11 protein-coding genes are annotated in these 12,206 nt (G+C 73.7%); 5 read left to right on the top strand and 6 right to left on the bottom strand.

The features are described 5' to 3' along the window. Nucleotides 1-30: 30 nt before the first annotated feature. The 3 genes from J2S66_RS25705 (at nucleotide 31) to J2S66_RS25695 (ending at nucleotide 4,015) form a co-directional block, all read left to right on the top strand. Nucleotides 31-1,164 carry a GuaB3 family IMP dehydrogenase-related protein gene (locus J2S66_RS25705; RefSeq protein WP_306743583.1) on the top strand — a complete coding sequence of 378 codons (1,134 nt, stop codon included), beginning with the start codon at nucleotides 31-33 and terminating at the stop codon, nucleotides 1,162-1,164. A 110-nt stretch (nucleotides 1,165-1,274) separates the two neighbouring features. After that, nucleotides 1,275-2,999, top strand: coding sequence for a GMC family oxidoreductase N-terminal domain-containing protein (locus J2S66_RS25700; RefSeq protein ID WP_310309891.1), 1,725 nt, complete (start codon nucleotides 1,275-1,277; stop codon nucleotides 2,997-2,999). Between the two features lie 56 nt (nucleotides 3,000-3,055). Then, nucleotides 3,056-4,015 carry an MBL fold metallo-hydrolase gene (locus J2S66_RS25695; RefSeq protein WP_310309889.1) on the top strand — a complete coding sequence of 320 codons (960 nt, stop codon included), beginning with the start codon at nucleotides 3,056-3,058 and terminating at the stop codon, nucleotides 4,013-4,015. Nucleotides 4,016-4,057: 42 nt separating this feature from the next. Here J2S66_RS25695 and J2S66_RS25690 read toward each other — a convergent pair whose 3' ends face one another. After that, nucleotides 4,058-5,437 (bottom strand): cytochrome P450, encoded by a 1,380-nt coding sequence (locus tag J2S66_RS25690; RefSeq protein ID WP_310309888.1) that lies wholly within the window; start codon nucleotides 5,435-5,437, stop codon nucleotides 4,058-4,060. After that, complete coding sequence (locus J2S66_RS25685; RefSeq protein WP_310309887.1) at nucleotides 5,437-6,228, bottom strand: SDR family NAD(P)-dependent oxidoreductase; 792 nt, start codon at nucleotides 6,226-6,228, stop codon at nucleotides 5,437-5,439. The genes J2S66_RS25690 and J2S66_RS25685 overlap by 1 nt, the downstream gene beginning before the upstream one ends. Nucleotides 6,229-6,328: 100 nt before the next feature. On the opposite strand from J2S66_RS25685, the gene J2S66_RS25680 reads away from it, so the two are divergent. Then, nucleotides 6,329-6,892, top strand: a complete 564-nt coding sequence (locus J2S66_RS25680) for a TetR/AcrR family transcriptional regulator (protein WP_310309886.1) — start codon at nucleotides 6,329-6,331, stop codon at nucleotides 6,890-6,892. Here the strand turns inward: J2S66_RS25680 and J2S66_RS25675 are convergent. Then, nucleotides 6,882-8,327, bottom strand: coding sequence for an aldehyde dehydrogenase family protein (locus tag J2S66_RS25675; RefSeq protein ID WP_310309885.1), 1,446 nt, complete (start codon nucleotides 8,325-8,327; stop codon nucleotides 6,882-6,884). The genes J2S66_RS25680 and J2S66_RS25675 overlap by 11 nt on opposite strands. 34 nt (nucleotides 8,328-8,361) lie before the next feature. Next, complete coding sequence (locus J2S66_RS25670) at nucleotides 8,362-9,072, bottom strand: phosphotransferase (protein WP_306743575.1); 711 nt, start codon at nucleotides 9,070-9,072, stop codon at nucleotides 8,362-8,364. A 51-nt stretch (nucleotides 9,073-9,123) separates the two neighbouring features. Here J2S66_RS25670 and guaA point away from each other — a divergent pair, with 51 nt between their 5' ends. Then, on the top strand, nucleotides 9,124-10,683 hold the full coding sequence (gene guaA / locus J2S66_RS25665; protein WP_310309884.1) for a glutamine-hydrolyzing GMP synthase: 1,560 nt from the start codon (nucleotides 9,124-9,126) through the stop codon (nucleotides 10,681-10,683). A gap of 74 nt (nucleotides 10,684-10,757) precedes the next feature. On the opposite strand, the gene J2S66_RS25660 is transcribed toward guaA, so the two are convergent. After that, entirely contained in the window at nucleotides 10,758-10,961 is a 204-nt protein-coding gene (locus tag J2S66_RS25660; protein ID WP_310309883.1) for a hypothetical protein, read from the bottom strand. Next, nucleotides 10,954-12,168, bottom strand: a complete 1,215-nt coding sequence (locus J2S66_RS25655) for a PspC domain-containing protein (RefSeq protein ID WP_310309882.1) — start codon at nucleotides 12,166-12,168, stop codon at nucleotides 10,954-10,956. Before J2S66_RS25655 ends, J2S66_RS25660 begins: the two co-directional genes overlap by 8 nt. Nucleotides 12,169-12,206 lie beyond the last annotated feature (38 nt).

Genomic DNA, 12,206 nt, shown 5'->3' with positions numbered 1-12,206 from the left:
TTCTGCTGGCTCCACGGAAGGACGACTGAGGTGCGCGATCTGGTCGAGATCGGCATGGGCCGGACCGCGAGGCGGGCCTACGAGCTGGACGACGTCGAGATCATCCCGTCCCGGAGGACCCGGTCCTCGAAGGACGTCTCGACGGCGTGGCAGATCGACGCCTACCGGTTCGAGATCCCGCTGATCACCCACCCGACCGACGCGATCGTGTCGCCGGGCACGGCGGTCGCGATCGGCGAGCTGGGCGGCTTGGGCGTCCTCAACGCGGAGGGCCTGTGGGCCCGGCACGGCGACGTGGAAGAGGCGTTGTTCCGGCTGGTGCAGTCGGTGGAGGACACCGACGACCCGGCCGCGCCGGTCAGGGTGCTCCAGGAGCTGCACTCCGCTCCGGTCCGGATGGACCTGATCGCCGAGGCGATCAAGCAGGTGCGCGAGTCGGGGGTGACGGTCGCGGTGCGGGTCAGCCCGCAGCGGGCCGCCGAGCTGACCCCGGACCTGCTGGCGGCGGGCGTCGAGGTGCTGGTCGTGCAGGGCACGATCATCTCCGCGGAGCACGTGTCGCGCGACGGCGAGCCGCTGAACCTGAAGTCGTTCATCGCGGACCTGGACGTGCCGGTGATCGCGGGCGGTGTCGGCGACTACCGGACGGCGATGCACCTGATGCGCACGGGCGCGGCGGGCGTGATCGTCGGCTACGGCTACACGCCGGGCGTGACGACGACGGACGCGGTGCTCGGCATCGGCGTGCCGATGGCCACGGCCATCGCCGACGCGGCCGCCGCGCGCCGGGACTACCTGGACGAGACCGGTGGCCGGTACGTGCACGTGATCGCCGACGGCGGTGTGCTGACCAGCGGTGACGTGGCGAAGTCGATCGCCTGCGGTGCGGACGCGGTGATGTTGGGCGAGCCGCTGGCCGCCGCGGCGGAGGCGCCCGCGCAGGGGCTGTACTGGACGGCGGCGTCCGCGCACCCGTCGGTGCCGCGCAGCCACGTGTCGACCGGCGTCGACCAGGTCGTGGACCTGCGCAGCCTGCTGTTCGGCCCGTCGGTGGACCCGCGGGGCGTGACGAACCTGTTCGGCTCGCTGCGCCGGGCGATGGCCAAGACCGGGTACTCCGACCTCAAGGAGTTCCAGAAGGTCGGCCTGACCATCCGAGGCTGACCCGCTTCGCGCCAGGAGCCCCCGTCGTCCTCGGCGGGGGCTCTTCCGCGCGGACGTCTGAACCGATCGAGAACTAGCTGTTACCGGAAGTTACGCCTAACCTCGCGGACATGGGTGAACTCGCCGGTAACAACACCGACTTCGACGTCGTGGTCGTGGGCTCTGGCTTCGGCGGCAGCGTCGCCGCGCTCAGGCTGGTGGAGAAGGGCTACCGGGTGGCCGTCGTCGAGGCGGGCCGCCGGTTCGCCGACGACGAGTTCGCCGAGACCTCGTGGAACCTGCGCCGCTACCTGTGGGCGCCCGCGATCGGCTGCTACGGCATCCAGCGCATCCACGCCCTGCGCAACGTCATGGTGCTGGCCGGCTCGGGCGTCGGCGGCGGCTCCCTGGTCTACGCGAACACCCTGTACCGGCCGCTCGCCCCGTTCTACCGGGACCGCCAGTGGGCGCACATCACCGACTGGGAGTCCGAGCTGGCGCCGTTCTACGACCAGGCGTCGCGGATGCTCGGCGTCGTGGAGAACCCGACCACCACGCCGTCGGACCACGTGATGCGGCAGGTCGCGGCCGAGATGGGCGTGTCCGACAGCTACCACCCGACGCCGGTCGGCGTGTACTTCGGCGAGCCGGGCCGGCAGGCCGAGGACCCCTACTTCGGCGGTGCGGGCCCCGCCCGGACCGGCTGCACCGAGTGCGGCGCGTGCATGTCCGGGTGCCGGGTCGGCGCGAAGAACACCCTGGTCAAGAACTACCTGTACCTGGCCGAGCGGAACGGGGCGACCGTGCTGCCGCTCACCACCGTCACCGACCTGCGGCAGGCGTCGGACGGCACGTGGGCGGTGGGCACCCGCCGCACCGGCGGCAAGCTCCGCAAGGGCCGCCGCACGATCACCGCAGGACAGGTCGTGCTGTCCGCCGGCACGTGGGGCACCCAGCAGCTCCTGCACCGGATGAAGAGCACCGGCGCGCTGCCCCGCCTGTCGGACCGGCTCGGCGAGCTGACCCGGACCAACTCCGAGGCGATCATCGGCGCGGGCCGCTACACCGTGGACGAGGACCGGAACTTCAGCCAGGGCGTGGCGATCACCTCGTCGATCCACCCGGACGAGCAGACCCACATCGAGCCGGTGCGCTACGGCAAGGGCAGCAACGTCATGGGGCTGCTCCAGACGCTGGCCACGGACGGCGCGAAGTCCACGCCGCGCCTGCTCCAGTTCCTGGCGCAGGCGGTCCGCCACCCGGTCCGCCTGGCGCGGCTGCTGTCCGTGCACCGGTGGAGCGAGCGGACGGTGATCCTGCTGGTGATGCAGAGCCTGGACAACTCGATCACCACGTACCCGGGCAGGGGCCTGTTCGGCCGTCGGAAGCTCGGCTCCCGGCAGGGACACGGCGAGCCGAACCCGACGTTCATCCCGGCCGGGCACGAGGCGAACCTCCGGGCGGCGGAGGCCATCGGCGGCATCCCGGGCGGCACGTGGGGCGAGCTGTTCAACATCCCCCTCACCGCCCACTTCATCGGCGGCTGCCCCATCGGCTCCGACCCGGCGGCGGGCGTCATCGACCCGTACCACCGCGCCTACGGCTACCCGACCCTGTCGGTCGTCGACGGCGCCGCGATCTCGGCCAACCTCGGCGTCAACCCGTCCCTCACCATCACGGCGCAGGCCGAGCGGGCCTTCTCGCTGTGGCCGAACAAGGGGGAGCGGGACCTGCGGCCGGCGCAGGGCGAGGGGTACCGGCGGATCGCGCCGGTGACGCCGGCGGCCCCGGCCGTCCCGGTCCACGCGCCGGGCGCGCTGCGGTTGCCGATCGTGGAGGTCCGCTCGTCCGGATGACCGCTGCGTCAACGGGCAATCACTGGTGGTGACCAAAACCGCCTATGGTGGGAGGTGTGGCACCGAAGCCGTTCGCGTCCGACGCAGACCTCGCGCCCGAGGACGAGGTCTTCGTCGAACTGGCCGAGGGCGTCTACGCCCTCACCGCCGAGGGACACCCGAACGTGGGTGCCATCGAGGGGGAGGACTTCCTGGTCTGCGTGGACGCCCGCGCCACGCCGAAGGCCGCGCGCCGCTGGCTCGACGTGCTGCGCCGGCACACCGGCAAACCGGTCCGCCACCTGGTCCTGAGCCACTACCACGCGGTGCGCGCGCTCGGCGCCTCCGCGTTCGGGGCGGCCGAGGTCATCGCGCACGAGAACACCCGCACGCTGATCGCCGAGCGCGGTCGCGCCGACCGGGCCCACGAGCACGGGCGGACGCCCGCCCTGTTCGAGGAGCCCGCGGGCATCCCGGGCCTGACCTGGCCGACGATGACGTTCTCCGACCGGCTCACCATCCCGCTCGGCGGCGACCGGGGCGTGATCGAGCTGCGGTACGCCGGTCGGGGGCACACGGCGGGCGACGTCCTCGCGTGGCTGCCGCACCAGCGCGTCCTGTTCGCGGGCGACCTGGTCGGGGGTGGGGCCGCGCCCTGCACCGGGGACGCGTTCCACGACGAGTGGGCGACCTCGACGCTGGACCGGGTCGCGGCCCTGGGCGCGGAGCAGCTCGTCGGCGGCCGGGGCGCGCCGGCGCGCGACCGGGCCGGGGTGGAGGCCGCGATCGCCCGGTCCCGCCACTTCCTGGACGAGCTGCGCCGCGCGGTCGGGTCGGTGCACGTCGCCGGCGGCACGGTGAAGGAGGCGTTCCGGGCGGCGCACGCCGCCCTCGCCCCGCGCCACGGCCGGTCGCCTGCCTTCGAGCGGTGCCTGCCGTTCGACGTGCAGCGCTACTGGGACGAGTGCGACGGCGTGGACTGGCCGCGGATCTGGACGCCGGAACGGGAGCGCGCGGTGCGGGAAGCACTCCGGTGACCCCGCCCGCGCGCCCCCCCCGGTGGTGGTCGGCGGTGGCGGTCAGCGGCGGCGGGGGGTGAGGGTGAAGCCCTCCGGCTTGAGCGTGAGCGCCTCCGCCACCCGCAGCCGGTAGTCCGGCGACGCCACCAGGTCGTAGCGGCGCAGCAGCGTGCCCAGCGCCAGCGTGGCCTCGTGGATCGCGAACTGCCGCCCGATGCACGCCCGCTCACCCGTCCCGAACGGCTTGTAGACGTGCGCCGGCCGGGCCCGCACCCGATCCGGCGCGAACCGGTCCGGGTCGAACGACTCCGGTGACGGCCACACCTCCGGGTCCCGGTGCACCAGCGGCAGCAGGACGAGGACCCACTGGCCCGCCTCGACCGGGTACCGCCCACCGAGCACGGTGTCGTGCCGCGCCTCCCGCGCGTACGCCGGCGCGGTCGGCCACAGCCGCAGCGCCTCGTCCAGCACCCGCCGCACGTACCGCAGCCTGGCCACCTGCTCGAACTCCGGCACCTCCGCCGCGCCCCACACCGCGTCGACCTCGGCCCGCGCCCTCTCGGCCACCTCCGGGTGGCGCGACAGGTAGTGCAGGGCGAACGACAGCGCACCGGACGTCGTCTCGTGCCCGGCGATCAGGAACGTGATGACCTGGTTGCGGATGTTCACCTCGTCGAGGGCGCCCGAGTCGAGCATCAGCCCGAGCAGGTCCGACCCGCCGCCGCCCTCGCCGCGCCGCGCCCGGACCACCTCGTCCACGACCTCGGCCAGGTGGGCCAGGTCCCTCCGGTACCGCTCCTCGGCCCGACCGCCGAACAGCGCGCGGACCAGCGGGAACGTGAAGTTCCGGCGCTGGGCGTACCGCAGCGAGCCGAGCATGGCGCTCACGAACGGGTGCGCGGTGGACCGCTCGAACGACTCGAAGGAGTAGCCGAACCCGACCCGTCCGATGGTCTCCAGGGTCAGCGTGGTCATGTCCGCCGACACGTCGACCTCGCCGCCGCGGTCCCACTTCGCCACCAGCCGCGCGGTCACCTCGACCATCGTCCGGTGGTAGCCGCGCATCGCGCCCCGGGTGAACCCGGGCACCAGCACGTCGTGCGCCGCCCGCCAGTTCGGCTCGTGGTTGTAGGCGGTGAACAGGCCGTCGCCGCCGATGCCGCGCAGCACCTCCACGCCCGGCGCGAGGTGCTTGGCGAACCGGGTCTCGTCGGCCAGCTCGGCGGTCAGCGCCCCGCCGGCCACGAACACGATCTCCAGGTCCAGGAACTTGCGGGTGAAGATCGGCCCGAGGCCGCGGCCCAGGCGCATCGAGTCCTGCACGGGCGTGCGGCGGCTCGTGCCCACGACGTCGCCGACGACCGGCAGCCGCCACCGGGGGTGCGGGATCGCGGTGGTGTCCACCGCTCCGGCGCCCGTCGTCGGCGCGGGGCGGGCCATCAGCGCTTCGCCCTGTTCGGCTCGGCCATGCGGCGCTGCATCTCGTCGGTGGCCATCCGCCGCTGCAACCAGGAGGAGAACGTCGGGAACGCGCCGCCGAGCGTCGCGGCGAACCGCAGCTCGGGCGGTGCCACGGCGACCTCGGCCAGGTCCTTCGCGATGGCGTCCAGGACGGCCTTGGCGACCTGCGCCGGGGACACGGTCCGCACGCCCTTCGGCGGCACGCCGCCCGCGTCGGCGAACATCCCGGCGTCGCGCACCATGCCCGGCTCCACGACGGAGACGCCGACGCCGGTGCCGCGCAGGTCCTCCCGGATGCCCAGTGCGAACCCGCGCAGGCCGAACTTGGACGCGTTGTAGAGCGACGAGTGGCCGGAGGCGACCTTGCCCGCGAGCGAGCCGATGTGCACGACGTGCCCGCGCCCGCGCGCCACCATCGCCGGGACGAGGGCGTGGGTGAGGGCGATCGGCGCCTCCAGGTTGACCGCGAGGGCCCGCCTGACCTGCTCGGGGGTGAAGTCGAGCAGCGCGCCGTTGGCGGGCAGCGCGGCGTTGGCGACCAGCACGTCCACCTCGCCGGCCTCCTCCACCAGGCGCGCCACGTCGGCCGGGTCGGCGAGGTCCGCGGCCACGACGCGGCCGCCGGTCGCGTCGGCGACCCGCTCCAGCTCGGCGACCCGCCGCCCGGTCAGCACGAGTCGCGCGCCCTGGTCGGCCAGGGCGCGGGCGATGGCCTGCCCGAGCCCGCCGGTGGCCCCGGTGACCAGTGCGGTGGTTCCCCTGACGTGCATGAGCCCTCCCGGAGTTGTACTGTTCGTTCGAACGAACAGTAGCACCGGCAGCGCACGGCCGGTGGCGGGAGGAGAGCGGGTGGCAGGGGACAATGGGGGTATGACCAAGCCCGTCGAAACCCGGCAGCGGATCGTCGGCGCCGTGCTGCGGATCATCGGCGAGGACGGCGTCGCCGGTGTGACCAACCGGCGCATCGCCCAGGAGGCGGGCGTCTCGCTCGGCTCGATCACCTACCACTTCGCCACGCAGCAGGACCTGCTGCGGGAGAGCATGCTGCACTTCGTCGCCGACGAGACCCGGCGGTTCGCGGAGCTGGCCCGGCAGAACCAGGCCGGCTGCGACGACCTGGAGCAGGTCGTCGAGGTCGTGTGCCAGGTCGGCCGGGCCACGCGGGCGGACGCGGACCGGATCGCGCCCTACGAGCTGTACCTCAACGCCGGGCGCGACCCGGAGCTGCGCGCCGCCGCCGCCGACTGCTTCGCCGCCTACGACAAGCTGGCCTCGACCGTGCTGGCGTCCATCGGGGTCGAGGACGCCGACCAGGTCGCCGGGGCCGTCGTCGCCATGGTGATGGGGCTCAAGCTGCGCGCCCTGTCCACCGGCTCCGACCCCGAGGACCTGGTCGACGGCCTCATGGCGATCGCCAAGGCGCTCACACGGTGATGCCGGTGAGCACCAGCGTGCGCTCCTCGGTGAAGTCCTCCATCGCCGACCGCACGCCCTCGCGCCCGGTGCCCGACCCCTTCACGCCGCCGTACGGCATCTGGTCGGCCCGGTAGGACGGCACGTCGCCGATGATCACGCCGCCGACCTCCAGTTCGGCCGCCGCCTCGAAGGCGATGCCGACGTCGCGCGTGAACACCCCGGCCTGCAACCCGTAGTCGGTGGCGTTGGCCTGCTCGAACGCCTCCGCGACCGAGTCCACCACGGACACCGCGAGCACCGGCCCGAACACCTCCTCGCGCCACAGCTTCGCCGTCTCCGGCACGTCCTGCACCACGGTCGGCTCGACCGTGGTGCCGGTCCGCCCGCCGCCGACGTGCAGGGTCGCCCCGGCGGACACGGCCTCGGCCACCCACTCCTCGACGCGGCGCGCGTTGTCCTCGTCGATCAGCGGCCCGACCTCGACCTCCGGGTCGTGCGGGTCGCCGGTCCGCAGCGACCGCACGGCAGCCACCAGCTTCGGCACGAACTCGCCGGCCACGTCCCGGTGCACGATCACCCGCTGCACCGCGATGCACGACTGCCCGGCCTGGTAGTTGCCGAACGTGGCGATCCGCGAGGCCGCCAGGTCCAGGTCCGGCCAGTCCGGGCACACGATGGCCGCCGAGTTCGAGCCCAGCTCCATCACCACGTGCTTGCGCGGCGCGTCGTCCATCAGCGACCAGCCGACCGAGGTGGACCCGGTGAACGAGATGACCGGCAGCCGCTCGTCGGTGACCAGCGCCTTCATGTCGCCGCCGCGCACCGGCAGCACGGAGAACGCGCCCTCGGGCAGGTCGGTCCGCGCCAGCAGCTCGCCGAGCAGCAGCGCCGACAGCGGCGTCGCCGACGCGGGCTTCACGATCACCGGCGCGCCGACCGCGAGGGCGGGCGCGACCTTGTGCGCGACCAGGTTCAGCGGGAAGTTGAACGGCGCCACGGCCAGCACGGGGCCGCGCGGCACCCGGCGCACGACGGCCAGCCGCCCCTCGCCGCTCGGGTCGGTGTCCAGGCGCTGGAGGTCGCCGGTGAACCGCCGGGCCTCCTCGGCGGCGAACCGGAACGTGTTCACCGCCCGCCGCACCTCGGCGTTCGCCCACCGCAGCGGCTTGCCGTTCTCGGCGGTGATCGTCTCGGCGATCTCCTCGGCGCGGTCGGCCAGCGCTTCGGAAACCTGCATCAGCGCACGGGCACGCACGTGCGCGGGCGTGCGCCGGAAGTCCTTCGCGACGGCCGCCGCGGCGGCCACGGCCCGCTCCACCTGGTCCGGTCCGGGCACGGCGACCGACGCCACCTCCGTGCCGTCGAACGGGTGGAAGACGGTGATGGCCTGCACGCCCTGCTCGGCGCGTCCGGCGATCCAGCAGGGCCTCGGCTCGGGGGTGGTGGCGTCCATGGACCACACCGTATGCCCGTCCGGGTTGGTTCGACTATCGATCTTGGAAGTGCTCTTCCACGTACCGCGCGTGACCGAGGTAGTACTCGTCGTGCCGCTCCGCGCGCTGCCGGTGGAACTCCGGGCGCTCCCGGATCATGGTCACCATGTCGTCCAACCGGGCGAGCACGCGCGCGCCCAGGCCCGTGACCTCGGCGCCGTAGGCGGCGAAGAACAGCTCCGCGCGCCGCCACTGCTCGTCGGGCGTCCCCCACTCGGGTGAGATCGGCACCAGGCAGTACGCGGTGTAGGCCAGGTCCCACCAGCGCGGCCCCGGCCGGGCCCCGTCGAAGTCGATGAACCCGACCGGCAGGCCGTCCCGGAACACCGTGTTGTACGGCGCCAGGTCGTTGTGGCAGATCACCTCGACGGGTGACAGCGCCGGGAACTGCCAGCCCTCCCGCACGTGCGCGAGCCCGGCCGACGCGTCGTGCAGCCGGCGGGCCAGCCGCGCCGCGGCCACCAGCACGTCGTCGGACCGCATCGCCCCGGGCAGCGGCGGGTGGCCCACCTCACCCGGCAGGTACGACAGCACCTCCCGGCCGCGCTCGTCCACGCCGTGCGCGCGCGGCGCGATGCCAAGCGGCGCAAGGCGTTCCAGCAGCAGGTGCACGTTCGGCGTCCACGGCCCGGTCGGGCGGCGCACCGTCGACCCGATCCGGACGACCTCGTTCAGGCCGCCTCCGGTGAGCGGTTCCTCTTCCACGCATGACATCCTTCACCTGCGCGAACCCGCGAGACGAGAGGTTTTGCAGCAGTGGCTGAGAGCAGCAACCGCCCCGTGCTGGTCATCGACTTCGGCGCGCAGTACGCGCAGCTGATCGCCCGACGGGTCCGGGAGGCGCAGGTCTACTCGGAAGTCGTCCCGCACACCACACCCGTGGCGGAACTGCTGGAGCGCGACCCGGCCGCCATCGTGCTGTCCGGCGGCCCGTCCAGCGTCTACGAGCCGGGCGCCCCGCAGGTGGACCCGAAGCTGTTCGAGGTGGACGTGCCGGTGTTCGGCATCTGCTACGGCTTCCAGGCCATGGCGGGCGCCCTGGGCGGCACGGTCGAGCGCACCGGCGCCCGCGAGTACGGCCGCACCGAGCTGGGCGTCCGGCAGGACGGGGGCCTCCTGCACGACGAGCTGCCCGCCAGCCACCCGGTGTGGATGAGCCACGGCGACTCGGTCACCAAGGCCCCCGAGGGCTTCACCGTGACCGCGACCAGCGAGGGCGCGCCGGTGGCCGCGTTCGAGGACCCGCAGCGCCGGTTCGCGGGCGTGCAGTACCACCCGGAGGTGGGCCACTCCCCGCACGGCCAGGAGGTGCTGCGCCGCTTCCTGCACGACATCGCGGGCATCCGCCCCCAGTGGACGACCTCGTCGATCGTGGACGAGCAGGTGGCGCGCATCCGGGAGCAGGTCGGCGACGGCAAGGCCATCTGCGGCCTGTCCGGCGGCGTCGACTCGGCGGTGGCCGCGGCCCTCGTGCAGCGCGCCATCGGTGACCGCCTCACCTGCGTGTTCGTCGACCACGGCCTGCTGCGCGCCGGTGAGCGCGCCCAGGTGGAGCGCGACTTCGTGGCCGCGACCGGCGTGAACCTGGTGACCGTGGACGCCCGTGAGCGCTTCCTCGACGCGCTGGCCGGCGTCACGGACCCGGAGCGGAAGCGCAAGATCATCGGCCGCGAGTTCATCCGCGTCTTCGAGCAGGCCGAGCGCGACCTCAAGGCCGAGGGCGACTACGGGTTCCTGGTCCAGGGCACGCTGTACCCGGACGTCGTCGAGTCCGGCGGCGGCACCGGCGCGGCGAACATCAAGAGCCACCACAACGTGGGCGGCCTGCCGGACGACCTCCAGTTCGCCCTCGTCGAGCCGCTGCGCGCGCTGTTCAAGGACGAGGTGCGCCGGGTCGGCACCGAGCTGGGCCTGCCCGAGACGATCGTGCAGCGCCAGCCGTTCCCCGGCCCCGGCCTCGGCATCCGCATCATCGGCGAGGTGACCGCCGAGCGCCTGGAGATCCTGCGCAAGGCCGACGCCATCGCCCGCGAGGAGCTGACCACCGCGGGCCTCGACCGGCAGATCTGGCAGTGCCCCGTGGTGCTGCTGGCGGACGTGCGCAGCGTCGGCGTGCAGGGCGACGGCCGCACCTACGGCCACCCGGTCGTGCTGCGGCCGGTGTCCAGCGAGGACGCCATGACCGCGGACTGGACGCGCCTGCCGTACGACGTGCTGGAGCGCATCTCGACCCGCATCACCAACGAGGTGGACGAGGTCAACCGGGTCGTGCTGGACGTGACGAGCAAGCCGCCGGGCACCATCGAGTGGGAGTGACCCTCCCCTGAACGGCCGGAAGGCCCGTCCCACCCGGGACGGGCCTTCCGCTCTTCCACCGACCCCCTCGGTCGCTACCCCCGTCGCCGGGCCGATCCCGCCAGCAGGCCGATGCCGATGACCACGGCCCCGCCCGCCAGCGCCCACCTCAGGTCGAGGAAGGCGGGCCACGAGGCGCCGTCCGAGAGCATGTAGGTCGCGGCGACCAGGGCCGCGACCGCGAGCACCAGCCCCACCACGTCGACCCCGCGCTTCTCGACCGAATCCTGGTCAGCCACGGCTCACCACCACCTCTCCCAGCTCGCTCCGCACGTCCAGCTCGATCCTCAACCCGCCCGGGCCGTCGGCGCCGTCGTCGTCGACGGTCTCCAGCCGGTCCTCGCCGCCCGACTCCGCGCCCAGGCACCGCGTCGACCCGAGGTCCGCGCGGCAGGTCGCCACCACGTCCGCGTTCGCCGGCACCGTCACCCGCGCGCTGCCCACCCCGACCTCGACGACCGTCTTCACCGATCCCGTGTCCGGCAGACCGGTCAGGTCCAGGTCGACCTCGCCGATGCCCGTCTCGTAGCGCGGCTGCACCTGCTCGATCGCGGTGGGCGCGGGCCGGTGGCTGCCGATCCGGTCGGTCCGGAGGGTCTCCAGGTCGGCGGCGGTCATGCCCACTCCGACGAGGGACAGCGGCACGACGAACCACAGCAGGCCCTTGGCGCCGCCGCCGCGCAGCGCGCCGACCACCATGCCCAGGCCCATCACCGCGACCAGCAGGCCGATGACGTGCGGCACGGTGAACCAGGCCCAGTGGTCGGCCGCGATCACCGAACCGGCCAGCACCAGCATCGCCACGCCGAACGTGGCCACGCCCGCCCTCGACCTGCGCCGCACCGGTCGGGACCGCGCCACCACCGGCTCGGGCACGCCCGCCGGCTCCGGCAGGTCCCACGCGAACGGGGCCGCGCCCAGCGGGTCCCACGCGGGCGGCGTCACCCGCTCGGTCGTCTGGTCCTGCACCGGCACCCCCGGGTCGTAGGCCGGCAGCGTCGGTGGCGCGGCCGGTCGGTTGAGCTGCCCGCGACCGCGGTGCAGCAGGTAGATCCCCCCGACGGACAGCAGCACGCCGCCGACCATCGTGAACCCGCCGTCGACGAAGAACCCCGTCGCGGGCAGCACGGCGATGCCCAGCGCCACGGTCAGGGGCGTCGGCGTCGAGCTGCGCCCCCGTCCGACCAGCGCCTCGGCCGCCGAGGCCTCGTCGCCCTCCTGGGCCAGGAACAGCCAGCCCAGCAGGTAGACGAGCACGCCGGCGCCGTTGCACAGCGCCATCGCGACGAACGCCACCCGGACGATCACCGGGTCGATCTGGTACCGCTGTGCGATACCGGCGGCGACACCGGCGATCTTGCGACCGTCGTGTGGCCGCCTGGGTCGGCTGACCCAGAAGTCCTTCAGCGTCTCCTCGACGCCCGCTGCGCTGATGTTCCCGCTCACGATGACGAGCTTGCTGGACGGGGGCCGCCCCGCACATC

Origin of the sequence: Saccharothrix longispora (assembly GCF_031455225.1) — a bacterium.
Taxonomy (GTDB): domain Bacteria; phylum Actinomycetota; class Actinomycetes; order Mycobacteriales; family Pseudonocardiaceae; genus Actinosynnema; species Actinosynnema longispora.
This window is presented reverse-complemented; position numbering and strand designations above follow the sequence as displayed.

Excerpts from the sequence above, each read along its gene's own strand:
- J2S66_RS25680 (WP_310309886.1), top strand. The coding sequence starts at position 6,329 with ATGACCAAGCCCGTCGAAACCCGGCAGCGGATCGTCGGCGCCGTGCTG.
- J2S66_RS25700 (WP_310309891.1), top strand. The coding sequence starts at position 1,275 with ATGGGTGAACTCGCCGGTAACAACACCGACTTCGACGTCGTGGTCGTG.
- J2S66_RS25685 (WP_310309887.1), bottom strand. The coding sequence starts at position 6,228 with ATGCACGTCAGGGGAACCACCGCACTGGTCACCGGGGCCACCGGCGGG.
- J2S66_RS25675 (WP_310309885.1), bottom strand. The coding sequence starts at position 8,327 with ATGGACGCCACCACCCCCGAGCCGAGGCCCTGCTGGATCGCCGGACGC.
- J2S66_RS25690 (WP_310309888.1), bottom strand. The coding sequence starts at position 5,437 with ATGGCCCGCCCCGCGCCGACGACGGGCGCCGGAGCGGTGGACACCACC.